This is a genomic window from Pseudomonas sp. SMN5, from assembly GCF_052041925.1.
Classification (GTDB): Bacteria; Pseudomonadota; Gammaproteobacteria; order Pseudomonadales; family Pseudomonadaceae; genus Aquipseudomonas.
Map to the genome: position 1 here is coordinate 84949 of NZ_JBKGGX010000006.1, position 23307 is coordinate 108255.

24 protein-coding genes are annotated in these 23307 nt (G+C 61.8%); 3 read left to right on the forward strand and 21 right to left on the reverse strand.

The genetic code is table 11. The features are described 5' to 3' along the window. Nucleotides 1-54 precede the first annotated feature (54 nt). Together ACLEJR_RS08005 and ACLEJR_RS08010 are read right to left on the reverse strand one after the other, a co-directional pair. Nucleotides 55-603, reverse strand: a complete 549-nt coding sequence (locus ACLEJR_RS08005; protein WP_440813173.1) for a sugar ABC transporter ATPase — start codon at nucleotides 601-603, stop codon at nucleotides 55-57. Nucleotides 604-672: 69 nt separating this feature from the next. Next, a complete protein-coding gene (locus ACLEJR_RS08010) occupies nucleotides 673-1440 on the reverse strand; it encodes a sulfite exporter TauE/SafE family protein (RefSeq protein ID WP_440813174.1) in 768 nt (255 codons plus the stop codon). A 227-nt stretch (nucleotides 1441-1667) separates the two neighbouring features. On the opposite strand from ACLEJR_RS08010, the gene xseA reads away from it, so the two are divergent. From xseA to leuA, 3 genes are all read left to right on the forward strand, one after another. Next, complete coding sequence (gene xseA / locus ACLEJR_RS08015; protein WP_440791388.1) at nucleotides 1668-3047, forward strand: exodeoxyribonuclease VII large subunit; 1380 nt, start codon at nucleotides 1668-1670, stop codon at nucleotides 3045-3047. Nucleotides 3048-3050: 3 nt separating this feature from the next. Continuing rightward, the gene (locus tag ACLEJR_RS08020) at nucleotides 3051-3872 is read left to right on the forward strand and encodes a peptidoglycan DD-metalloendopeptidase family protein (protein ID WP_440791390.1); all 822 of its coding nucleotides are present in this window, start codon (nucleotides 3051-3053) and stop codon (nucleotides 3870-3872) included. Between the two features lie 447 nt (nucleotides 3873-4319). Continuing rightward, nucleotides 4320-5999 carry a 2-isopropylmalate synthase gene (gene leuA, locus ACLEJR_RS08025; protein WP_440791392.1) on the forward strand — a complete coding sequence of 560 codons (1680 nt, stop codon included), beginning with the start codon at nucleotides 4320-4322 and terminating at the stop codon, nucleotides 5997-5999. Nucleotides 6000-6182: 183 nt separating this feature from the next. Here the strand turns inward: leuA and ACLEJR_RS08030 are convergent, their stop codons facing one another. The 19 genes from ACLEJR_RS08030 to ACLEJR_RS08120 all read right to left on the reverse strand — a co-directional run bounded on the left by ACLEJR_RS08030 (nucleotide 6183) and on the right by ACLEJR_RS08120 (nucleotide 23282). Beyond that, nucleotides 6183-6596, reverse strand: coding sequence for a hypothetical protein (locus tag ACLEJR_RS08030; protein ID WP_440813177.1), 414 nt, complete (start codon nucleotides 6594-6596; stop codon nucleotides 6183-6185). A gap of 69 nt (nucleotides 6597-6665) precedes the next feature. After that, the gene (locus ACLEJR_RS08035) at nucleotides 6666-7457 is read right to left on the reverse strand and encodes an amidohydrolase (protein WP_440813178.1); all 792 of its coding nucleotides are present in this window, start codon (nucleotides 7455-7457) and stop codon (nucleotides 6666-6668) included. Next, complete coding sequence (locus ACLEJR_RS08040) at nucleotides 7445-8593, reverse strand: pyridoxal phosphate-dependent aminotransferase (RefSeq protein WP_440813180.1); 1149 nt, start codon at nucleotides 8591-8593, stop codon at nucleotides 7445-7447. Before ACLEJR_RS08040 ends, ACLEJR_RS08035 begins: the two co-directional genes overlap by 13 nt. Before the next feature lie 269 nt (nucleotides 8594-8862). Next, on the reverse strand, nucleotides 8863-10335 hold the full coding sequence (gene der / locus ACLEJR_RS08045) for a ribosome biogenesis GTPase Der (protein ID WP_440791400.1): 1473 nt from the start codon (nucleotides 10333-10335) through the stop codon (nucleotides 8863-8865). 201 nt (nucleotides 10336-10536) lie between these two features. Further along, entirely contained in the window at nucleotides 10537-11688 is a 1152-nt protein-coding gene (gene bamB, locus ACLEJR_RS08050; RefSeq protein ID WP_440791402.1) for an outer membrane protein assembly factor BamB, read from the reverse strand. After that, nucleotides 11681-12322 (reverse strand): YfgM family protein, encoded by a 642-nt coding sequence (locus ACLEJR_RS08055; RefSeq protein WP_440791404.1) that lies wholly within the window; start codon nucleotides 12320-12322, stop codon nucleotides 11681-11683. Before ACLEJR_RS08055 ends, bamB begins: the two co-directional genes overlap by 8 nt. A gap of 40 nt (nucleotides 12323-12362) precedes the next feature. Continuing rightward, entirely contained in the window at nucleotides 12363-13652 is a 1290-nt protein-coding gene (gene hisS, locus ACLEJR_RS08060; protein WP_440813182.1) for a histidine--tRNA ligase, read from the reverse strand. A gap of 22 nt (nucleotides 13653-13674) precedes the next feature. Continuing rightward, nucleotides 13675-14784: a flavodoxin-dependent (E)-4-hydroxy-3-methylbut-2-enyl-diphosphate synthase gene (ispG, locus tag ACLEJR_RS08065; protein ID WP_440813184.1), complete on the reverse strand. Its 1110-nt coding sequence runs from the start codon at nucleotides 14782-14784 to the stop codon at nucleotides 13675-13677. Between the two features lie 3 nt (nucleotides 14785-14787). After that, entirely contained in the window at nucleotides 14788-15825 is a 1038-nt protein-coding gene (locus ACLEJR_RS08070; protein WP_440791408.1) for a RodZ domain-containing protein, read from the reverse strand. Then, complete coding sequence (gene pilW / locus ACLEJR_RS08075) at nucleotides 15825-16583, reverse strand: type IV pilus biogenesis/stability protein PilW (RefSeq protein ID WP_440813186.1); 759 nt, start codon at nucleotides 16581-16583, stop codon at nucleotides 15825-15827. The genes ACLEJR_RS08070 and pilW overlap by 1 nt, the downstream gene beginning before the upstream one ends. Before the next feature lie 12 nt (nucleotides 16584-16595). Next, a complete protein-coding gene (rlmN, locus tag ACLEJR_RS08080) occupies nucleotides 16596-17741 on the reverse strand; it encodes a 23S rRNA (adenine(2503)-C(2))-methyltransferase RlmN (RefSeq protein ID WP_440791412.1) in 1146 nt (381 codons plus the stop codon). A gap of 28 nt (nucleotides 17742-17769) precedes the next feature. Then, entirely contained in the window at nucleotides 17770-18195 is a 426-nt protein-coding gene (ndk, locus tag ACLEJR_RS08085; RefSeq protein WP_245144937.1) for a nucleoside-diphosphate kinase, read from the reverse strand. 91 nt (nucleotides 18196-18286) lie between these two features. Then, on the reverse strand, nucleotides 18287-18487 hold the full coding sequence (gene iscX / locus ACLEJR_RS08090) for a Fe-S cluster assembly protein IscX (RefSeq protein ID WP_440813188.1): 201 nt from the start codon (nucleotides 18485-18487) through the stop codon (nucleotides 18287-18289). Between the two features lie 14 nt (nucleotides 18488-18501). Next, nucleotides 18502-18843, reverse strand: a complete 342-nt coding sequence (gene fdx, locus ACLEJR_RS08095; RefSeq protein ID WP_440791416.1) for an ISC system 2Fe-2S type ferredoxin — start codon at nucleotides 18841-18843, stop codon at nucleotides 18502-18504. A gap of 3 nt (nucleotides 18844-18846) precedes the next feature. Then, nucleotides 18847-20709: a Fe-S protein assembly chaperone HscA gene (hscA, locus tag ACLEJR_RS08100; RefSeq protein WP_440813190.1), complete on the reverse strand. Its 1863-nt coding sequence runs from the start codon at nucleotides 20707-20709 to the stop codon at nucleotides 18847-18849. Between the two features lie 50 nt (nucleotides 20710-20759). Beyond that, nucleotides 20760-21281 carry a co-chaperone HscB gene (hscB, locus tag ACLEJR_RS08105; protein ID WP_440791419.1) on the reverse strand — a complete coding sequence of 174 codons (522 nt, stop codon included), beginning with the start codon at nucleotides 21279-21281 and terminating at the stop codon, nucleotides 20760-20762. Between the two features lie 8 nt (nucleotides 21282-21289). Further along, nucleotides 21290-21613: an iron-sulfur cluster assembly protein IscA gene (gene iscA, locus ACLEJR_RS08110; RefSeq protein ID WP_047702172.1), complete on the reverse strand. Its 324-nt coding sequence runs from the start codon at nucleotides 21611-21613 to the stop codon at nucleotides 21290-21292. A gap of 24 nt (nucleotides 21614-21637) precedes the next feature. Further along, a complete protein-coding gene (iscU, locus tag ACLEJR_RS08115; RefSeq protein WP_003185157.1) occupies nucleotides 21638-22024 on the reverse strand; it encodes a Fe-S cluster assembly scaffold IscU in 387 nt (128 codons plus the stop codon). A gap of 43 nt (nucleotides 22025-22067) precedes the next feature. After that, nucleotides 22068-23282 carry an IscS subfamily cysteine desulfurase gene (locus ACLEJR_RS08120; RefSeq protein WP_024777045.1) on the reverse strand — a complete coding sequence of 405 codons (1215 nt, stop codon included), beginning with the start codon at nucleotides 23280-23282 and terminating at the stop codon, nucleotides 22068-22070. Between the last annotated feature and the right edge of the window lie 25 nt (nucleotides 23283-23307).

Consider the following 23307-nt stretch of genomic DNA (forward strand, 5'->3'; position numbering starts at 1 on the left):
TCGCAGCCCAGCGGGAGCAAGCTCCCTCGCCACAGGGGCCGTGGTTTGCCTCCCTTACAACTCCACTTGCACCCAACTCACCGGCTGGTCCAGCCAATCGGCGAATTCGTCGAGAAACGTCTGTTTGAACCCCGCCTCGAGCCAGTTGTTGAAGATGAAGCCCAGGTTGGAGAAGCCGCACGGCTGCAAGAACAGGAAGCCATTGATGTCGTCTTCATGCCCGCATTCGGGGCAGGTGAAGTTGTCGGTGCGCTCGGGCATCCAGTCTTCCAGGCTTTCGAACAGCGCTTCGCCGACTTCCTTGCGGCACTCGGCGCAGCCGGCTTCTTCGAGGAAGCCCTTGGCCGGGGTATAGATGCAGCGCTTGGTGATGATTTCCAGACCATTGATCGCCTCACCAAATGGCAAGGCTTCAGGATGCAACACCACCTCACGGGCGCCGAGGGCGATGGCGTGGGCCATGCGGTTACCGGTGCGCCCGCAGGTGCTCAGTTGCTCCTCGACGATATTCTTGCGCACCAGCCAACGCACGATCGCCCGGGCCCGGGGCTCGTGGACCGGCAGGGTGGAGATTCTCGGGACGATGATGCTTTGCGAATTCATGGTGTGGCCTGACGGTTGGCGTGGCGATGCAGTGCAAGGCCGGGCAGCTTAATCTCTGGCCCAGTCAGGTCAAGCACTCAGGTAGCGCCCGATCAAGGCGATGCCGCTGGCGAGCACCAGCCAGGTCACCAGGCGCACGAATGCCTCGCGGGACATTTTCATGGTCAGGCGGCGACCAATCCAGAGTCCCAGCGCCATGGCCGGCAACAGGCACAACGCCAATACCAACAAGGGTAGCTCGGCATACACACCGGCGATGACAAACAGGCTCAAGCGCACTACGGTGCTGCAACTGATCAACGCACTTTGAGTGGCGCGGGCCGGTTCCTTGGGCAGTCGGCTGTTCAAGTAGATGGCATATAAGAAGCCCCCACTGCCGAACAACGCGCCGAACATCCCGCCCACCGTACCCATCGGGAAGGCCCACAGCGATGCCAACTGCGTCGGTCGGGTCTTGATCAGCAGGCTATAGATTGCATAGCAGCTGATAAATAGCCCCATCAGCAACAACAGCAGGTCGGATTTGAGGTTGAATAGGAAAATTACTCCCAGGGTGCAGCCCAGTGCCATACACGGCAGCAAGCGCAGCAACTCGGGCCGGGAAACGTCCCGCCGCGATGGCAGCAGATTGCCGAATGCCGCGACAAAATCCAGCAGCACCAGCAGCGGGACGATCTTCGACAGCGGCATGAACAGCAGCAGAATCGGCGCCGCCACCAGCGCCGTGCCGAAGCCGGCAATACCAAACACAATGTAAGCCAGGGCGATGGCCAGGCCGATCACCAGCCATTCCATGGGCGCAAATGCCCATTGGCCCAACCACGAGAAAAGGTTCATCCGGCACTTCCTTGATGACGAAGCGGCGACTTTAGCCAGACGTTGGGGGCTTATCCAGCATTTGTGCTGGCTGCACCGCCGCTATCGCGAGCAGGCTCGCTCCCACATTTGATCTTCAGTGCGACATAGATCTCCTGTGGGAGCGAGCTTGCTCGCGATGAAGGCGACTCGGTCTAATTGTTTGCACACATGGAGCTTCAAGCACAAATGCCCTTATCATGCCGCCCATGATTAAAGATCCCTTTGCCCGACTGGGCCTGGACCGCGAGGTCCTGACTGTCAGCCAGCTCAACGGCCGTGCGCGGGTGCTGCTCGAAGACGTGTTCAGCAACATCTGGGTCGAGGGCGAAATTTCCAACCTCGCCCGCCCTGCTTCCGGCCACGTGTACTTCACCCTCAAGGACAGCGGCGCCCAGGTGCGTTGCGCGTTGTTCCGGCAGAACGCCGCGCGGGTGCGCCAGGCGCTGAAGGACGGATTGGCCGTCAAGGTTCGCGGCAAGGTCTCGCTGTTCGAGGGCCGTGGCGACTATCAATTGATCCTCGATACGGTGGAGCCGGCCGGCGACGGCGCCCTGCGCCTGGCCTTCGATGCCTTGAAGGACAAGCTCAGCGCCGAAGGCTTGTTCAGCGCCGAGCGCAAAGTGCCACTGCCGGCCCATCCGCAACGCATCGGCATCATCAGCTCGCCCACTGGCGCGGTGATCCGCGACATCATCAGCGTCTTCCGCCGCCGCGCGCCGCAGATCTCCCTGACTTTGATTCCCACTGCCGTCCAAGGCCGCGAGGCCACCGCGCAGATCGTCCGCGCCTTGAAACTGGCGGACGCCCGGGGCTTCGATGCACTGATCCTGGCCCGGGGCGGTGGTTCGCTGGAAGACCTGTGGTGCTTCAACGAAGAAGCCGTGGCCCGGGCCGTGGACGCCTGTGTCACGCCCATCGTCAGTGCCGTGGGCCATGAAACCGACGTGTCCATCAGCGATTTCGTCGCCGACGTGCGCGCCCCGACGCCCTCAGCCGCCGCTGAACTCCTGGCGCCGGACGCCGCAGACCTGGTGCGCCGGGTCGAAAGCCTGCATCGCCGGTTGGTGATGCGCATGCGCGACCGGCTGATGCGCGATCAACTGCGCCTCGAAGGCCTGACCCGGCGCCTGCGCCATCCGGGCGAACGCCTGCGCCAGCAAGCCCAACGCCTGGATGACTTGGACATGCGCCTGCGCCGGGCCTTCGAGCGCAGCCTCAACACTCGCCGCGAACGCCTGATCCGCCTGGAAACCCGCCTGGCCGGGCAACATCCCGGCCGGCACCTGGCCTTGCTGCGTCATCGCCTGGACAGCCTCGCCGAACGCTTGCCCCGGGCCATGCGCGAAGGCTTGAAAGCGCGACGGCTGCAATTGCACAACCAGATGCAGACCCTGCACATCGTCAGCCCCCTGGCGACCCTGGGCCGTGGCTACAGCATTCTGCTGGACGAGCGCGGCCATGCCATCCGCAGCGCCAGCCAGACCCAGACCGGCCAGCGTCTGAGCGCCCGTCTCGGCGAAGGCGAGCTGTTGGTGCGGGTCGAAGACAATCACCTGACACCGGTCACCCTTTCTCTACTGGATTGATCCATGCCGCGATTTCTAGCGCCCCTGCTGTTGCTCTGTCTGACTTTCAATGCCCACGCCGACAGTTACATCACCCGCCTGCTGAACAAGCCGGTGCCCGGCGGCGTCGCGGTCGTGGACCTGGGTAGCGCGGCCCAGGCGCCGAAAGCCAGTTATCAGGGCAAGCCGGTACTGGTGGTCAAGGAACAGGACAACTGGCTGGCGATTGTCGGCATTCCGCTGACCGTCCAGCCCGGTACCCAGCAGGTCAAGAGCGGCGGCAGCACCCAGCCGTTCGTGGTCGGCTACAAGAAGTACCCCGAGCAGCACATCACTCTCAAGAACAAGCGCCAGGTCAACCCGAACCCGGCGGACCTCAAGCGCATCGACACCGAGATGGCCGTGCAATTGAAGGCCTACCGTAGCTTCAGCCCGAATATCCCCAGCAACCTGCTGCTGGACAAACCGGTCAACGGCCCGCTGTCGAGCAAGTTCGGCGTGCGCCGCTTCTTCAACGGCGAAGAGCGCAACCCCCACGCAGGCCTGGATTTCGCCGTGCCCGCCGGTACGCCGATCAAGACCCCGGCCGCCGGCAAGGTGATCCTGACCGGTAACTATTTTTTCAATGGCAACACGGTGTTCGTCGACCACGGACAAGGCTTCATCAGCATGTTCTGCCACATGTCGAAGATTGACGTGAAGGTCGGCCAGCAACTGGCCCGGGGCACGGTCGTGGGCAAGGTCGGCTCCACCGGTCGGGCGACCGGGCCGCATATGCACTGGAATGTCAGCCTGAACGATGCGCGGGTGGATCCGGCGATTTTCATTGGGGCGTTTCAGCCCTGAGCCTTGTGGTAAGGCGGCTGGCCTCATTGCGAGCAGGCTCGCCCCCACTGATTTTGGATGCGGCGCTCCCCTCCTGTGGGAGGGAGCTTGCTCGCGATGACGGTAACTGCATCACCCTCTCACCAGGGATTGCCAACTGATAAACATCGACGCAATAAAACCACAAATCTCTTGATAAATTGCGATTAAATCTCGCAGAGCCCTCCAAAAGCAGAACTTCTCTCAATTTTTCCCGACTGCTTGCGATCCTTTCATCACGCGGTTAGGGTTGAGGGCATGAAAACCTCTCACACCCTCATTCAGCTTCGCCAGCACCGCAGCCTGTGCCTCGTCAGCGCACGACTGCCGGGCTGAATCGCGGCACCTCGTCCAGGCTCTGAAGCCACCCCGTTCGAACCACCGGCAGGCCGCCTTTTTTCCGGCCACGACAATAAAAGGATTCCCACGATGAGCATGCTCAAAGACCCGTCTTCCAAATACCGCGCTTTTCCGACCATCAACCTGCCCGACCGCACCTGGCCATCGAAGACCATCACCACTGCGCCGATCTGGTGCAGTTCCGACCTGCGTGACGGTAATCAGTCGCTGATCGAGCCGATGGACGCGGTCAAGAAGCTGCGCTTCTGGAAAACCCTGGTCGCCGTCGGCGTGAAGGAAATCGAGGCGTCGTTCCCGGCGGCTTCGCAAACCGACTTCGACTTCGTGCGCACCCTCATCGAAGAGGGCCACATCCCGGACGACACCACCATCCAGGTGCTGACCCAGGCCCGTGAAGACCTGATCGCCCGGACTTTCGAATCCCTGCGCGGCGCGAAGAAAGCCATCGTCCACCTCTACAACGCCACCTGCCCATCATTCCGCCGCATTGTGTTCAACCAGGACAAGGAAGGCGTGAAGGAAATTGCGGTGAACGCGGCCAAGCTGTTCGTCAAATACGCCGCCCAGCAGCCGGAAACCCAGTGGCAGTTCGAATACTCGCCAGAGACCTTCAGCGCCACCGAGCTGGAGTTCGCCAAGGAAGTCTGCGACGCCGTCATCGAAGTCTGGAACCCGACGCCCGAGCGCAAGATCATCCTCAACCTGCCGGCCACCGTGGAAGTCGCCACCCCGAACGTCTACGCCGACCAGATCGAGTGGTTCCACCGCAACATCAGCCGTCGCGACAGCGTGCTCATCAGCCTGCACACCCACAACGACCGTGGCACCGGCGTGGCCGCCACCGAACTGGGCCTGATGGCCGGCGCCGACCGCGTCGAAGGCTGCCTGTTCGGCAACGGCGAGCGCACCGGTAACGTCGACCTGGTGACCGTGGCCCTGAACCTCTACACCCAGGGCGTCGACCCTGAACTGGACTTCTCCGACATCGACGGCGTGCGCAAGGTCGTGGAAGAGTGCAACCAGATCCCGGTGCACCCGCGTCATCCGTATGTTGGCGACCTGGTTCACACTGCGTTCTCCGGATCGCACCAGGACGCGATCCGCAAAGGCTTCGCCCAGCAGAAATCCGATGGTCTGTGGGAAGTACCGTACCTGCCGATCGACCCGGCCGACATCGGCCGCAGCTATGAAGCCGTGATCCGGGTGAACAGCCAGTCCGGCAAAGGCGGCATCGCTTACCTGCTGGAACAGGAATACGGCATCAGCCTGCCGCGTCGCATGCAGATCGAGTTCAGCCAGGTGGTACAAGGTGAAACTGATCGTCTCGGCCTGGAAATGACTGCCCAGCAGATCTACAGCTTGCTGCAACGCGAATACCTGCAAGCCAACACTCCGTACGCGCTGGTCAGCCATCGCTTGCAGGAAGAAAACGGCAACAGCGCCGTGGAAGTGGAAGTGGCGAGCAAAGGCCAGGGCGAGACCAACCTGCACTGGCGTGGCAAGGGCAACGGCGCGCTGGAAGCGCTGGTGGCCGGCCTGCCGATTCCCGTGGAGATCATGGATTACAACGAACACGCCATCGGCGCCGGCACCAACGCCAAGGCCGCGGCGTACATCGAACTGCGGGTCAACGGTGAACGTGCCGTACACGGCGTGGGCATCGATGAAAACATCACCACGGCCAGCTTCAAGGCACTGTTCAGCGCCCTGAACCGCTCGCTGAGCCAGCCTGAAGCCAAAGCGGCCTGATCCATCGCTGAAATGCAAAAAGGCCCTGGGGTGTGAACCCTGGGGCCTTTTTGTTTGGCTGATCGTTTTGTGCTGACTGCGCTGGCCTCATCGCGAGCAGGCTTGCTCCCACAGTGGGCGTCGTTTGCAAAACCCTGTGAGAGCGAGCCTGCTCGCGATGAGGCCCGTCAGGCAACAAAATTGTCAGGCGTGGGTATCAATCTTCACGGTCATAGCCTGCAACAGCGCCCCGCGCAGGGTCATCAACGTGGCTTGGGTACCCATGATCTGATTTTGCAGCGCCATGGCCTGCTGGGCCTTTTGCTGTTCATTGGCCCGGCTGTTCTGGATCTGAGCCAACTGAGCCTGCTGTTGAGCCAACAGTTTCTCGGTCTGCTCGATCTGCTTCTTCAGCTGTTCGATCACTTGTTCTGTTGGACTGCTTGCACTGCCGGCGCCTTCAGCGGTAGGCGTCTTGGCAGGGTCTTTGGTCTCTTTGAGGCCCAACGATACCGTGGGGCTGGTCGCACTCGCCGGCTCTTGCTCTGCTCCTTTAAGCGTGACTTTCGGCGTCGATGGCAGGTAAGGGTTAAGTATGGTTGCACTAATTGTGGTCATAGGGACTCCTCCTTGGCTGCCCCGTATATCGGACTACCCTGGCGCTTTTTGAGGGCTGAATCGTATCAATCAGATGAATTCGAACTGATCGGCATCCAGGTTCGCCGGGAACCGCGTGCGATAGGCCGCCAGGTCCGCCGAATTCAAGCAGACCATGAACACCCCGTCCGCTTCGCCGGCACTGAGCAGGGTCTCGCCCTGGAAATCCAGCACCTGGCTGTCACCGGTGTAGGCAAAACCCTTACCATCGGTGCCGACGCGGTTCACGGCCGCCACGTAGCACAGGTTCTCGATTGCCCGAGCCGGCAACAGGCGATTCCAATGCTGGCGCCGCGCTCCCGGCCAGTTGGCGGTGTACAGCAGCAGGTCGGTGTCCGTGGCGTCGCGACTCCAGACCGGAAAACGCAGGTCGTAGCAGATCAACGGACGAATCCGCCAACCCTTGAGTTCCAACAGCACCTGCCGCTCGCCGGGGGTGTAGTGATTGTGCTCCCCGGCCATGCGAAACAGATGGCGCTTGTCGTAATGCAACACCTCCCCGTCCGGCCGCGCCCAGAGCAGGCGATTGCGATGGCTGCGGTCGCCGGCCTGAACAATCACGCTACCGGTGATGACCGCGTTCAGCTTCGCCGCCTGAGCCTTGAGCCACTGGTGGGTCGGGCCGTTTTCCGGCTCGGCCAGCGTCTCGGATTCCATGGAGAAGCCGGTGGTGAACATTTCCGGCAGGATAATCAGGTCAGCCCCTTGCGCCTGCTCCAATAGCGCCTCGAAATGCTCCAGGTTGGCCCGGCGGTCGTGCCAGGCCAGGGTGGTCTGGACCAGGGCAATGTTCAGGTTCGGCAACGCACTCAGATCACGCATAGTTTTTCCGCCGCTTCACGCAGCGTCTCCTCGCGCTTGGCAAAGCACAGGCGCACCAGGCGCTGGCCTTGGGGTGGGTCCTGGTAGAACACCGAGACCGGAATCGTCGCCACCCCGTGTTCGCGGGTCATCCACACCGCCATGTCGACGTCGTTCAGGTCCGGACGGATCCGGGAATAGTCCACCAGCTGGAAATAGGTCCCGGTCACGCGCTTGAAACTGAACCGCGACGGCGCCAGCAGATCGCAGAACAGGTCGCGCTTGGCCTGGTAGAAATCCGGCAACTCGTCGACGTGCTCCGGATGCGCGGCCATGTAGTCGGCCAGTGCGTATTGCAGTGGCGTCACGCCGCAGAAACTGACGTACTGGTGGACCTTGCGCAGTTCCGCGGTCAAGGCCGGCGGCGCCACGACGTAGCCGGTTTTCCAGCCGGTGACGTGATAGGTCTTGCCGAACGAACTGACGACAAACGCTCGTCGGTACAGTTCTTCGTGAGCCAGCACGCTGGCATGGGGCACGCCGTCGAATACCAGGTGTTCATAGACTTCATCGCTGACCAGGTAGATGTCGCGGCCTCGGATCAGAGCCGCCAACTGGTCCAGTTCAGCCCGGCTGATCAGGGCGCCGCTGGGATTGTGCGGGGTGTTGAGGATGATCATGCGCGTACGCGGGCTCAGGGCTTCGCCGAGCTTCTGGAAGTCGATGGCGAAGTCTTCCAGGCCCAGTTGCACGTGCACGCAACGCCCGCCGGCCAGCTCGACGGCGGGCTCGTAGCTGTCGTAGCACGGGTCGAACACGATCACTTCATCACCGCTGTGGACCACCGCGGCAATGGCGCAGAAAATCCCCTGGGTCGCGCCGGGGGTCACGGTGACTTCCTGATCGGCATCGACGCTGGCGCCGTAGCTGCGGGCGATCTTCGCCGCAATCTGCTGACGCAGGGCCGGCAGGCCGGTCATTGGGGAATATTGGTTGTGGCCTTGGGCAATGTGCCGGCCGACCGCATCGCGCAAGGCCTGCGGACCATCGAAATCAGGAAAGCCCTGAGACAGGTTCAGCGCGCCAGTCTGCGCGGCCAGCTGGGACATCTGGGTGAAAATGGTGATGCCGACATTCGGCAGCTTGCTGGTGATCATCAAGGCTTCTCTGCGTCTGCGCCCGGCTCTGGCGCGGCGCGGGAGAGATCGAGGATAGCCCAATCGCCGGGCATGAAAAAGGGTGCCTCGGTGGGCACCCTTTTATCTATCCAGACAACCGTGGCGAGGGAGCTTGCTCCCGCTGGGCTGCGCAGCAGCCCCTTGGGTTCTGCCTGACGCACTGCGATGGCAGATACATCTTGGGGTTGCTTCGCAACCCAGCGGGAGCAAGCTCCCTCGCCACATAAAGCTCTCAAATCGCCGGCGACTCAGCGCTTGTCCCGGCGCTTCTTGTCGGCCTTCTTGTGGTGCGACATCAAGCGGCGCTTCTTGTTGACCTGGCGGTCGGTGAGCGTGTTCTTGTTGCCTTCGTACGGGTTCTCGCCGCCCTTGAACTCGATGCGAATCGGCGTGCCGACCAGCTTCAGGACGCGGCGATAGGTGTTTTCCAGGTAACGGACGTACGACTTGGGCACCTTCTCGATCTGGTTACCGTGGATCACGATGATCGGCGGGTTGGCACCGCCCAAGTGGGCGTAGCGCAGCTTGATCCGGCGGTTGTTGACCATCGGTGGCGCGTGCTCGCTGACCGCGTCCTCGAGGATCTGGGTCAGGCGGTTGGTCGGCCAGCGGGTCACCGCCGACTTGAACGAGTTCTGCACCGAGGCGTAGAGGTTGCCCACGCCCGTGCCGTGCAAGGCCGAGATGAAGTGGATGTCGGCGAAGTCGACGAAAAACAGCCGGCGCTGCAATTCGACCTTCACGAAATCCCGCTCGCTCGGGGTCATGCCGTCCCACTTGTTGATCGCGATCACCAGCGCACGCCCGGCTTCCAAGGCGAAGCCCAGCAGGTTCAGGTCGTGGTCGACCACGCCTTCGCGGGCGTCCATCACGAAGATCACCACGTTGGCGTCCTTGATCGCCTGCAACGTCTTGACCACGGAGAACTTCTCGACTTCTTCGTGGATCTTGCCGCGCTTGCGCACGCCAGCGGTGTCGATCAGCGTGTACTTCTCTTCGTTGCGCTCGAACGGGATGTAGATGCTGTCACGGGTGGTGCCAGGCTGGTCGTACACAATGACCCGGTCTTCACCGAGCATGCGGTTGACCAGCGTCGACTTGCCCACGTTCGGGCGGCCGATGATGGCGATCTTGATCCCGTCTTTTTCGCTCGGACCCGGAATGCGCTTGGCTTCCTCGCCTTCGGCGACGATTTCTTCTTCGCCCTCTTCCGGCTCGTCGTTATCGTCTTTCGGGAAATCCGCCAGGGCGATTTCCAGCAACTGGCTGATACCACGGCCGTGTGCACCGGCGATCGGGATCGCCTGGCCCATGCCCAGTGGTGCGAACTCGGCGCGGGCCATGTCCGGGTCGATGTTGTCGACCTTGTTGGCGACCACGTGGGAGCGCTTGTTACGTTTGCGCAAATGCTCGGCGATCATCTGGTCGGCGGCGGTAAAACCGGCCTTCGCGTCCACCAGGAACAGCACCACATCGGCTTCTTCGATGGCGAGCAGCGATTGCTCGGCCATCTTTTCGTCCATGCCGTGTTCATCACCGGAGATGCCGCCGGTGTCGACCAGAATATAGGTACGCCCTTGCCACTTGGCCTCACCGTATTGGCGATCACGGGTCAGACCGGACAAGTCGCCGACGATGGCGTCGCGAGTCCTGGTCAGGCGGTTGAACAAGGTGGACTTGCCGACGTTAGGTCGGCCCACCAAGGCGATTACGGGAACCATGCGGCTCTCCACTTCGTTATTTCAGAAAATACAAAAGCCGCTGCGAGGCAGCGGCTGGTGCTCGGAGGCAGTCCTGTGGGAGCGGGCTTGTTCGCGAAAGCGGTGGGTCAGTTCACGCATACACGTCTGATACACCGCTTTCGCGAGCAGGCTCGCTCCCACAATGGAACAAGCCGCTTGGGGGTCAGCCCAAGCATAGTCTTACTTGATGGTCAGGGCTTCCAGTTTGCCGCTGTTGCCATACACATAGATCATGTTGCCCGCCACCAGCGGACGGGCACGCAAGCCGTCGCTGTCGATACGCTCGCGACCGACGAAGCGACCGTCCACTTGACTGAGCAGGTGCAGGTAACCTTCCAGGTCACCCACAGCAACGTAGCTGGAGAACACTTCCGGGGCCGACAGTTGACGACGGGCCAGGGAATCGTTGCTCCACAGCGCGGTGGTGGAACGCTCGTCGACGCCCTCGACGGTGCCCGAGGCCAGGCTCACGTAGACGCTACCGAAACCCTGGGCGACGCCGGCGTAACTGGACGCGTCGCGCTGCCACAGCGGGCGACCGCTTTCCAGGTCCAGTGCGGCGACGCGGCCCTGGTAGCTGGCGACGTACAACGTGCCGCCGGACAGCAGCAGGCCGCCATCGATGTCGACCACGCGCTCCAGCTCCGAACGACCTTGCGGGATCGCGACACGTTGCTCCCACACCGGCACGCCGTTGGACACATCCAGGGCAACCACTTTACCGGTGGACAAGCCCGCGACCGCGAGACGGTTGGTGACGATCGGCGCGCTGGTGCCACGCAGGGTCAGCACCGCCGGAGTGCTGTCATATACCCAGCGCTGGTTGCCGGTGGCGGCATCCAGGCCGATCAGACGGTCGTCCTGGGTCTGGACCACCACCACGTCACCGTTGGTGGCGGGCGGTGCAAGCACCTCACTGGTCACACGGGAACGCCACTTTTCTTCGCCATTGCTGGCGTCGAGGGCCACGATCTCGCCCTTGAGCGTGCCGATCATAACCAGCCCATAACCCACGCCCACGGCGCCGGACACTGGCAGTTCAAGATCCTGCTTCCATTTCACGTCGCCATTGCCGCGATCCATCGCCATGACCACGCCGGTGACGTCACCGGCATAGATGGTGTCGCCGTCGATGGCCGGCACCAGCATGTTGTAGGTTTCGCCCTGGCCTTCGCCGATGGAACGGCTCCATTGCTTCTGCAGCACGACTTCTTCTTTGAAATCGGTCAGTTCGGCCGGAGGCAGTTCTTTCTTGCTGTTGCTGCTGCAACCCGCGGCCAGAATGGCCAGGGCCAGCAATGCTGCATGTTTCCAACGGATCACGTCATGCATCCCCTTTGGCCAGGTCGTCCAGCTTGATTTGCAAGCCACCGACCGCCGCTTCATCCGACAGCGCAGCCTTGGCTTTTTGGTAGGCCGCATGGGCCTCGTCGGCACGGCCCAGCTGTACCAGCAGGTCGCCCTTGAGCTCTTCGCGGGTCGCCAGGAACGCCTTGTCGGCATCGCCTTCGAGCAGCTTCAGTGCATCTTCGGTCTTGTTCTGCGCCGCCAGCACCTGTGCCAGGCGCTGACGCGCCACTTCGCCCAGGGTCGGGTTGGCCGGTTTGTCGACGATGCCCTTGAGCTCGCTGGCCGCGTCGTCCAGCTTGCCGCTGTCCACGGCGACCTTGGCCACGAACAGGCGACCGTACTGGGCGTAGGCGCTACCGCCGAACTCCTTGTCCAGCTTGCCGGCCAGGTCCGCCACACGCGCCGCATCAGGCTTGCCGTCCGGGGTCAGGGTAGTTTCCAACAGTTGCTGATAGAGCATCGAGGCGCCTTGCGACTGGTTGCTCTGGTATTTCTGGTAGGCCTGCCAGCCGAACACGATGACCAGCGCCAACAGGCCGCCAGTGACCAGCGGCTTGCCGTTGCGCGTCCACCAGTCCTTCAAATCCGCCAGCTGTTCATCTTCGGTACTCGACACCCCAATACTCCTTAATCGCTAAATCGGCTGTTTAACAGCTTCAACCCTGCACGACGCAGGTGGCCAGGTGTGCGGCGAGCGCATCCCAGGCAATACTTTGTTGTTCGCCCTGGCCACGCAGGGGTTTGAAACCTACCACTTGTTGGGCCAGTTCGTCGTCACCCAGGATCAGTGCATACAGCGCACCGCTCTTGTCGGCTTTCTTGAACTGGCTCTTGAAACTGCCGGCGCCGGCGTTGATCTGCAGGCGCAGGTTGGGCAACTGATCGCGCACCCGCTCGCTCAACGCCAGCGCGGCCAGTTCGGCGGCCTCGCCGAAAGCGCACAGGTAGACGTCGACCTGACGGGCCAGTTCTTCAGGCACCTTGTCCAGCGCCTCCAGCATCAGCACCAGACGCTCAATGCCCATGGCAAAGCCCACGCCCGGGGTCGGCTTGCCGCCCATCTGCTCCACCAGCCCGTCGTAACGGCCGCCCGCGCATACGGTGCCCTGGGCCCCGAGCTTGTCGGTGACCCATTCGAAGACGGTCTTGCTGTAGTAGTCGAGACCACGGACCAGCTTGGGGTTGATTACGTAGGGAATGCCCACGGCGTCCAGGCGCGCCTTCAACCCTTCGAAGTGCGCACGGGATTCGTCGTCGAGGTAGTCGGCCATTTTCGGCGCGTCGGCCAGGACCGCCTGGGTGTCGGCATTCTTGGTGTCGAGCACGCGCAGTGGATTGGTCTTCAGGCGGCGCTGGCTGTCTTCGTCGAGCTTGTCCAGGTGCGCGGAAAGAAACTCCACCAGTGCTTCACGGTAGCGACCACGGGACTCGCTGGTGCCCAGGCTGTTGAGTTCAAGCTTGACCGCGTCACGAAGGCCCAGCTCGCCCCACAGGCGCCAGGTCATGACGATCAGCTCGGCGTCGATGTCCGGGCCGTCGAGGTTGAACACCTCCAGGCCGATCTGGTGGAACTGTCGATAACGACCTTTCTGCGGACGTTCGTGGCGGAACATCGGGCCGATGTACCAGAGTTTCTGCACCTGACCACCACCAGTGATGCCGTGCTCCAGCACCGCACGCACGCACGCCGCCGTGCCTTCGGGGCGCAGGGTCAGGGAATCGCCGTTGCGGTCGTCGAAGGTGTACATCTCTTTTTCAACGATGTCGGTCACTTCACCGATGGAGCGTTTGAACAGCTCGGTGAACTCGACGATCGGCATGCGGATTTGTCGGTAACCGTAGTTATCCAGCAAACGCGCCACGGTGCCTTCGAAATAGCGCCACAGCGGCGTCTGTTCGGGCAGGATGTCGTTCATGCCACGAATGGCTTGCAGAGACTTGCTCACAAAAATTCCTTAATTCGTTCGATCAGCCGCGGGCGATGAGCGCTGCGTCGGCTTCGACCTTTTCGGCCGCTTTCTCGCGGATCAGCCGTTCCAGCTCATCCACCAGATTGTCATTCGTCAGTTTCTGCGACGGCTTGCCGTCGATGTAAATCAGGTTCGGCGTGCCGCCCGTCAGGCCGATATGGGCCTCCTTGGCTTCGCCCGGCCCGTTGACCACGCAACCGATCACCGCGACATCCAGCGGCACCAGCAGGTCTTCGAGACGCCCTTCCAGCTCGTTCATGGTCTTGACCACATCGAAGTTCTGCCGCGAGCAGCTCGGGCAGGCGATGAAGTTGATCCCACGGGAACGCAGGTGCAGGGACTTGAGAATGTCATAGCCGACTTTCACTTCCTCGACCGGATCCGCCGCCAACGAGATGCGAATGGTATCGCCAATCCCTTCGGCGAGCAGCATACCGAGGCCAACGGCGGATTTCACCGTACCCGAGCGCAACCCACCGGCTTCGGTGATGCCCAGGTGCAGCGGCTGGACGATTTCCTTGGCCAGCAGCCGGTAGGCCTCGACAGCCATGAACACGTCGGAGGCCTTCACGCTCACCTTGAAGTCCTGGAAATTCAGGCGTTCGAGGTGCTCGACATGGCGCAGCGCCGACTCTACCAGCGCCGCCGGGGTCGGTTCGCCATATTTCTTTTGCAGGTCTTTTTCCAGGGATCCGGCGTTCACGCCGATGCGGATCGGAATACCACGGTCGCGGGCGGCATCCACCACCGCACGCACACGGTCTTCGCGACCGATGTTGCCCGGGTTGATGCGCAGGCAGTCCACACCCAGCTCGGCCACGCGCAGGGCGATGCGGTAGTCGAAATGAATGTCGGCTACCAGCGGCACCTTGACCAACTGCTTGATCTTGCCGAACGCCTCGGCGGCGTCCATGTCCGGCACCGAGACCCGCACGATGTCGACACCGGCGGCTTCCAGGCGATTGATCTGGGCCACGGTGGCGGCCACATCGTTGGTGTCGCTGTTGGTCATGCTCTGCACAGCGATAGGCGCATCGCCGCCCACGGGCACGTTACCGACCCAGATCTTGCGCGATTTGCGACGTTTGATTGGAGATTCGCCGTGCATGACTTATTGACCCAACTTCAGGCGAGCAGTCTCGCCACTGGTGAACGGAGCCACATCGACCGGCTGGCCGTTGTAGCTGACCTGCGCGCCACGGGCATAGCCCAGGCGCACGGCAAACGGTGGCTTGCCGTTGACGGAGGTGCTGTCGCCCTTGCGCTTGAGGCCGCTGAACAAGACTTTGCCATTGCCGTCGGTGATTTGCGTCCAGCAATCGGCAGTGAACTGAATCTGTACCTGGCCTTCACCGGCGGCGGGTGCTGCGGGCGTCACGGGAGCCACTGGTGCAGCCGGCGCGGCAGCTGGAGCAGCCGGAGCCGCTGCGGTCGGCGCATGGGTGGCAGGAGCGGCCGGCGCCGGGACCACCGGTGTGCTGGTGGCCGGCGCCGGAGCGGTCGGTGTGGTTGGAGCAGCGGCAGGCGCGACAGGGGCGGCGGGCACGCCTGGCTCGGTACCGGCTTCGGCACCTTCCTGCCCCTGCGGCAGCGCGAGCGCGGTTTCGCCTTCGGCCTGGCCTTCCAGCACGGCCTGGTCTTCCGGCTCGTCCAGCGGATGGATCCGAGTGGTACCGTCGGCGCCCTCCACTTCCACATGCTCAGGGGCCAGGGCCACTGGTTCCTTGGTGCGCAGGGCGGTTTGATCCTGCCACCAGACGAAACCGCCGCCAATCACGCCGATCAGCAACAACAGGCTGACCAGTCGCAGAATAGTGTGGGAAACGCGAACCGGCTCTTCGATGCGACCCAGGCTGTGCACGCTGCTGCCCTGGGCATCGGAACCGGTGTATTGGTCGAATTGCTGGACCAGGACCGTCTGGTCCATATCGAGCAGCTTGGCGTAGGCGCGGATGTAGCCGCGGGCAAAGGTATGCCCCGGCAGCTTGTCGAACGCGCCCGCTTCCAGATTGCTCAGGGAAGTCACCGTGAGATTGAGCTTGACGGCCACCTGGGCCAGCGACCAACCATTGCTTTCACGGGCCTGACGCAGGGTCTCACCTGGGTTTACGCGAGAGGCTGCTACAACTTCGGGATGCGCCGCTTTCATCATTGCTCCGACAGGTATTGCTGATATTCCGGCGTACCGGGATAGAGTCTTTTTAGTTGCAGGCCATAGCTTGCGGCTTTGTCACGGTCTTCAAATACACGGGCCAGCCGGACACCGAGCAATAGACTACGTGCATTTTGCTCGCTGAGCAGGCTAAACCGCTCGTAGTAGTCGCGCGCGGGCACATAATGCCTGTCTTCGTAAGACAACTCAGCCATTTCCAGCAATGCCCGCGGCTGCTGGCGGTTGAGCCGCAGGGCCTTTTCCAACTGCTGGCGGGCCAGGTCACGCTGGCCGAGTTGCGCGGCGGTCATGCCCAGGTTCTCGAAAACCCGCGAGCGCTCCGGATAAAGCGTGTCGGCGGCGGCCTGTTCGAAGCGCTCGTAAGCTTCCTTGTAACGCTTCTGCTCGTAAAGAAAACTGCCGTAGTTGTTCAGGATCCGAGCATCCTGCGCACGAGCCGACAACGCCTTGCGAAAATGCTGGTCGGCCAGTTCCGGCTCCAGCTCGGCCTGAAACACCAGGGCCAGGGCTGCGTTGGCATCGGCGTCGGAATCGTCCAGCTCCAGGGCCTTCTTGAGCGGCACCTTGGCCCGCTCGGTCATACCCTGTTGCAAATAGCCGATGCCCAACTGCACATAAGCCACACGTGCTTCATCGCGTCCCTTGCTGGTTTTCATCGGATTGTAGTCACCCGACAGAACACAACCGGTGCAAAGACCGGACAACAGCAAAACGAGCGCGAAGCGCAGGGACATAGAGATCCTCTCTTAGTGACGGTTCGCCGCGTTCACGACATCGTCGGCGGCGTTCAGCTCGCGCACGGCAATGTAGCGCTCACTGCGACGGGTGCGATCCAGCACCTGCCCTACCAACTGGCCACACGCGGCATCGATGTCTTCGCCACGGGTGGTGCGCACGGTGACATTGAAGCCAGCGTGGTGAAGCTGATCCTGGAAGCGCCGGATCGCGTTGTTGCTCGGACGCTCATAGCCCGAATGCGGGAACGGGTTGAACGGGATCAGGTTGATCTTGCACGGGATGTCCTTGAGCAGCTCGATCATCTCGACCGCATGCTCGACCTTGTCGTTCACATCCTTGAGCAGGGTGTACTCGATGGTCAGTACGCGCTTCTCGCCCAGGGCCGACATGTAGCGCTGGCACGACTCCAGCAGCATCTTCAGTGGGTACTTCTTGTTGATCGGCACCAATTGATTACGCAATGCGTCATTGGGTGCGTGCAGCGACAACGCCAGGGAGACGTCGATGTGCTTGGCCAGCTCATCGATCATCGGCACCACGCCCGACGTGGACAGGGTCACCCGGCGCTTGGAAATGCCATAGCCCAGGTCATCCATCATCAGGTGCATGGCGGATACGACGTTGTCGAAATTCAGCAGCGGCTCACCCATGCCCATCATCACCACGTTGGTGATGGCACGGTCGACGGTCGCCGGGACGCTGCCAAAGGATTTGTTGGCAATCCACACCTGGCCGATCACTTCGGCGGCAGTGAGGTTGCTGTTGAAGCCTTGCTTGCCGGTGGAGCAGAAACTGCAATCCAGGGCACAGCCTGCCTGGGACGAAACGCACAAGGTGCCGCGCTTGCCCTGGGGAATATACACAGTCTCGACGCAGCTGCCGGACGCCACGCGCACCACCCACTTGCGGGTGCCGTCGCTGGAAATGTCCTGGCTGACCACTTCGGGGCCGCGAATCTCGGCAACCGCCTTGAGCTTTTCACGCAAGGCCTTGCCGACATTCGTCATGGCGTCGAAATCGTCGACGCCAAAGTGGTGAATCCATTTCATCACCTGGCCGGCACGGAAACGCTTCTCCCCGATTGAGTCGAAGAATTTTTCCATTTCCTTCTGGGTCAGCCCCAGCAGGTTGGTTTTAACAGTCGATGTCGTCATGGATTCACCTTCACTCTCAAGCCAATGCTTAGCGAGTGGTTACTTCAGTAGCTGCGAAGAAGTAAGCGATTTCGCGAGCAGCAGCGGCTTCGGAGTCCGAACCGTGGACGGCGTTGGCGTCGATGGACTCGGCGAAGTCGGCGCGGATGGTGCCGGCAGCCGCTTCTTTAGGGTTGGTGGCGCCCATCAGCTCACGGTTGCGAGCGATGGCGTTTTCGCCTTCCAGCACCTGAACGACAACCGGACCGGAAGTCATGAACGCAACCAGCTCACCGAAGAAACCGCGCTCGCTGTGCTCAGCGTAGAAGCCTTCGGCTTCGGCCTTGGACAGTTGCTTCATTTTCGAAGCTACAACGCGCAGGCCAGCGTCTTCGAAGCGGGAAACGATCTTGCCGATCACGTTTTTAGCAACGGCGTCAGGCTTGATGATGGAGAAAGTACGTTGAACAGCCATGGTGTAGCTCCAGAATCGGTAATGTGTGAAAAATTAAACCCGCGAATTATACGCGGGTTCCTGGGTATTGCCTAACTGCGTAAGGGAGGCTTCAGTCCTGCTCGTCTTTCCAGGCCGTCTGGATGGCTTCAAGGACCTTTTCACCGCCGCGATCGCGCTCATCTTCGAACTCTGGCAGCGCCATGACCATGTCACGCAACGCGACAAAGTTCACCGAATAGGGATCTGTATCCGGGTGACGCTCGGCCAACAAAATAGCGATCTCTTGTACATCAACCCATTTCAGGCCCATGACGGCTCCTTGAATCAATGCGGCGCCTCGGCCGCATGGTTAAGCGAATATTTCGGGATCTCGACGGTCAGGTCTTCCGTACCGACGATGGCCTGGCAACCCAGGCGCGATTGCGCCTCAAGACCCCAGGCGCGATCGAGGAAATCTTCCTCCAGTTCGTCCGCTTCTTCCAGCGAATCGAAGCCTTCACGAATGATGCAATGGCAGGTCGTGCAGGCGCAGACACCGCCACAGGCGCTTTCCATTTCAATATCGTGTTCATGGGCCAGATCAAGGATGGATATCCCAGGCTCAGCCTCCACCACCATGCCCTCGGGGCAGAACTTCTCGTGGGGCAAAAAAATCACCTGCGGCATCAATTACTCCTCGATTTCATTCAGGTTACGCCCCGCCAGGGCGGCTTTGACCGTTGAATCCAGGCGGCGGGCGGCAAAGGCATCGGTGACGCTCGACAGACGCTTGGTCTGCTGCTCGATGGCATAGCCATCGGTGCCTTTGATCAGTTCGGACAATTCCTGCATCTGCAATTCGATGACCATGCGCTCTTCGGCGTCGAGCAGACGGTCGCCGTCGGCCTCCAGGGCGCCCTGCACGGCTTCGATCAGGCGCTGGGCGTCGACTTGCTGCTCGCGCAACACGCGGGCTACCTTGTCGTCGCCGGCATACTGGAAGGAATCCTTGAGCATCCGGGCGATTTCGCCGTCGGTCAGGCCGTAGGACGGCTTGACCTGGATGCTCGCCTCGACGCCGGACGCCAGTTCGCGGGCGGAAACATTGAGCAAACCATCGGCGTCGACCTGAAAGGTCACTCGGATCTTCGCCGCACCGGCCACCATCGCCGGGATACCGCGCAATTCGAAACGCGCCAGGGAACGGCAGTCGCTGATCAGTTCACGCTCGCCTTGCAGCACGTGGATCATCATGGCCGACTGGCCGTCTTTATAGGTGGTGAAGTCCTGGGCGCGGGCGACGGGGATGGTGGTGTTGCGCGGAATCACCTTCTCCATCAGGCCACCCATGGTTTCCAGGCCCAGGGACAAAGGAATCACGTCGAGCAGTAACAGTTCGCCACCGTCGCGCTTGTTGCCGGCCAGGGTGTCGGCCTGGATCGCGGCACCGATGGCGACCACTTGGTCCGGGTCGATTTCGGTCAACGGCTGGCGGCCAAAAGCCTGGGCCACGGCTTCGCGAACCCGAGGCACGCGGGTCGAACCACCTACCATGACCACTGCCTTGACGTCTTCCAGCTCCACGCCGGAATCCCGCACGGCGCGGCGGCAGGCCTTGAGGCTACGGGCGACCATCGGCTCGATCAGCGCGTCGAAGACTTCGCGATTCAGGGAGGCTTTCCACTCGCCGTAGACCACCTCGACACTCGCCGCATCGGTCAGAGCTTCTTTCGCGGCGCAGGCGGTTTGCAACAGATGGCGTTGCGCACCTGGATCGAGGTCAGCGGACAGGCCTGCATGCTCGATGATCCAGCCGGCAATGGCGTGGTCGAAGTCATCGCCGCCCAAGGCGCTGTCGCCGCCGGTGGCCAGAACTTCGAATACACCGCCGGTCAGGCGCAGGATAGAAATATCGAAGGTGCCGCCGCCCAGGTCATAGATGGCGACCAGGCCTTCGGCGTGCTGGTCCAGACCGTAGGCCACCGCTGCAGCAGTCGGCTCGTTGAGCAGACGCAGTACATTCAGGCCGGCCAGCTTGGCCGCATCCTTGGTGGCCTGGCGCTGGGCGTCGTCGAAATAGGCCGGGACGGTGATGACCGCACCCACCAGCTCACCACCCAACGCCGCTTCGGCGCGCTGGCGCAGGACCTTGAGGATGTCGGCGGAGACTTCCACCGGGCTTTTCGGGCCCTGCACGGTCTCGATGAACGGCATGTGGGATTCGCCACCGACGAAGCGGTACGGCAGTTGATCGCCCAATTGCTTGACGTCGGACAGACCACGACCCATCAAGCGCTTGACCGAAACAATGGTGTTCAACGGATCGGTCGCGGCAGCCAGCTTGGCCGACTCGCCGACTTCGACGCGGTCGGCGTGGTAACGCACGGCAGACGGCAGGATCACTCGCCCCTGCTCGTCGGCGAGCGGTTCGCAAAGGCCGCTGCGCAAGGCAGCGACCAGGGAATTGGTGGTACCCAAGTCGATTCCCACTGCCAGGCGACGCTGGTGGGGTTGTGGACTTTGGCCGGGTTCGGCGATCTGCAGTAGGGCCATCGTAATCAGGACTTATCTGTAATCAGGCGTGCGACCGGAGCGGCACTGGGTTAATCGTCGAGGCGCTCTTCGAGCTGGCGCACTTCGTAGGTGAGCTTGTCGAGGAACTGCATGCGCCGCATCAGGCGTTCAGCCTGTTCGCGCTGCGCGGCATCGTTCCAGCAGGCTGCGAAGCTTTCGTTCAGGGTTTGCTGGGCGTCCTTCAAGCGGCGCTTGAACGCGGCGACACCGCTCAAGTCGGCACTGTCCTGCAGGTCTTCGAGTTCTTCGCGCCATTGCATCTGCTGCAAAAGAAACTCGGGATCGTGAACAGTGACTTCCAGCGGCAACTCGTGGCCGCTGATGGCGAGCAGATATCGCGCGCGCTTGGCCGGGTGCTTGAGCGTCTGGTAGGCCTCGTTGAGGTTCGCCGACTGCTCCAGCGCCCGCCGCTGCTCGGCCTCGGAGGCGTCGGCGAAGCGGTCCGGATGAACACCACGGGCCAGTTCCAGGTAACGCGCAGACAACTGATCGAGATCCAGCTGGAAAGCAGGCTGCAACTGGAATAACGCAAAATGACAAGGAGTACCCACGAGCTGCCTCAGATGTTGAAGCTTTCGCCGCAGCCACATTCACCGCGCACGTTGGGGTTGTTGAACTTGAAGCCTTCGTTCAACCCTTCCTTGACGAAATCCAGCTCGGTGCCGTCCAGGTACGTCAGGCTCTTCGGGTCGATGATCACTTTCTGACCGTGACTCTCGAACACCTGATCGTCTTCGCCGACTTCGTCGACGAACTCCAGCACGTAGGCAAGGCCAGAGCAGCCCGTGGTGCGAACACCCAGGCGGATACCCTCGCCCTTGCCGCGTCCCGCGAGGGAACGCTGCACATGTCTAGCTGCCGCTTCTGTCATCTGGATAGCCATGAAAACTCCTTACCGGTGCGCGGATCAGATCAAGCCTTTCTTCTGCTTGTAATCGCGGACGGCGGCCTTGATGGCGTCTTCGGCGAGTACCGAGCAGTGGATCTTCACTGGCGGCAGGGCCAGTTCTTCGGCCAGCTGAGTGTTCTTGATGGTTTCAGCTTCATCAAGGGTCTTGCCCTTCATCCACTCGGTGGCCAGGGAGCTGGACGCGATGGCCGAGCCGCAGCCGTAGGTCTTGAACTTGGCATCTTCGATGATGCCTTGCTCGTTGACCTTGATCTGCAGGCGCATCACGTCGCCGCACGCCGGGGCGCCGACCATGCCGGTGCCGACATCAGGATCCTGCGCGTCCATCTTGCCGACGTTACGCGGGTTCTCGTAGTGGTCGATGACCTTTTCGCTATATGCCATTTGCTTCAATCCTCATCAGTGAGTCGCTCTGGTGGCGACTTCTTCAGTGCGCCGCCCACTCGATCTTCGAGATGTCGACGCCGTCTTTGTACATGTCCCAGAGCGGCGACAGAGCGCGCAGCTTGGTCACAGCCTCGCAGACTTTCTGCGCGGCGTAATCGATTTCTTCTTCGGTAGTGAAGCGGCCGAAGGTGAAGCGGATCGAGCTATGGGCCAGTTCGTCGTTGCGGCCCAGGGCGCGCAGTACATACGAAGGCTCAAGCGATGCCGAGGTGCATGCCGAACCGGACGACACGGCCAGATCCTTGAGCGCCATGATCAGCGACTCACCTTCAACGTAGTTGAAGCTCAGGTTCAGGTTGTGCGGGACGCGGGCGGTCATGCTGCCGTTGACGTAGAGCTCTTCCAGGTGCTCGACCTGCTTGAAGAAACGGTCGCTCAAGGCCTTGATGCGCACGTTCTCGGCGGCCATGTCTTCCTTGGCAACACGGAACGCTTCGCCCATGCCGACGATCTGGTGGGTCGCCAGGGTGCCGGAACGCATGCCGCGCTCGTGACCGCCGCCATGCATGGTCGCTTCGAGGCGAACACGCGGCTTGCGGCTCACGTACAGCGCGCCGATGCCTTTAGGGCCGTAAGTCTTGTGGGCGGAGAACGACATCAGGTCGACTTTGAGCTTGGACAGGTCGATGTCGACCTTGCCGGTGGACTGGGCCGCATCGACGTGGAACAGCACGCCCCTGGAGCGGGTCAGTTCGCCGATGGCTTCGATGTCGTTGACGGTGCCGATTTCGTTGTTCACGTGCATGATCGAAACCAGGATGGTGTCGTCGCGCAACGCGGCTTCAACCATGGCCGGGGTGATCAGGCCGTCTTCACCGGGCTCGATGTAGGTGACTTCGAAGCCTTCACGCTCCAGTTGGCGCGTGGTATCCAGGACCGCCTTGTGCTCGATCTTGGAGGTGATCAGGTGCTTGCCCTTGGTGTGGTAGAAATGCGCGACACCCTTGATGGCCAGGTTGTCGGACTCGGTGGCACCGGAGGTCCAGACGATTTCCCGCGGGTCGGCGTTGACCAGGTCAGCCACTTGGCGACGGGCATTCTCGACCGACTCTTCGGCTTTCCAGCCGAACACGTGGGAGCGGGACGCCGGATTACCGAAGTTTCCGTCGACCAGCAGGCATTCACTCATTTTTTGCGCAACACGCGGATCAACCGGGGTGGTCGCAGAGTAATCAAGGTAAATCGGCAATTTCATGGACTCTCTCCTAAATCAGGCTGGC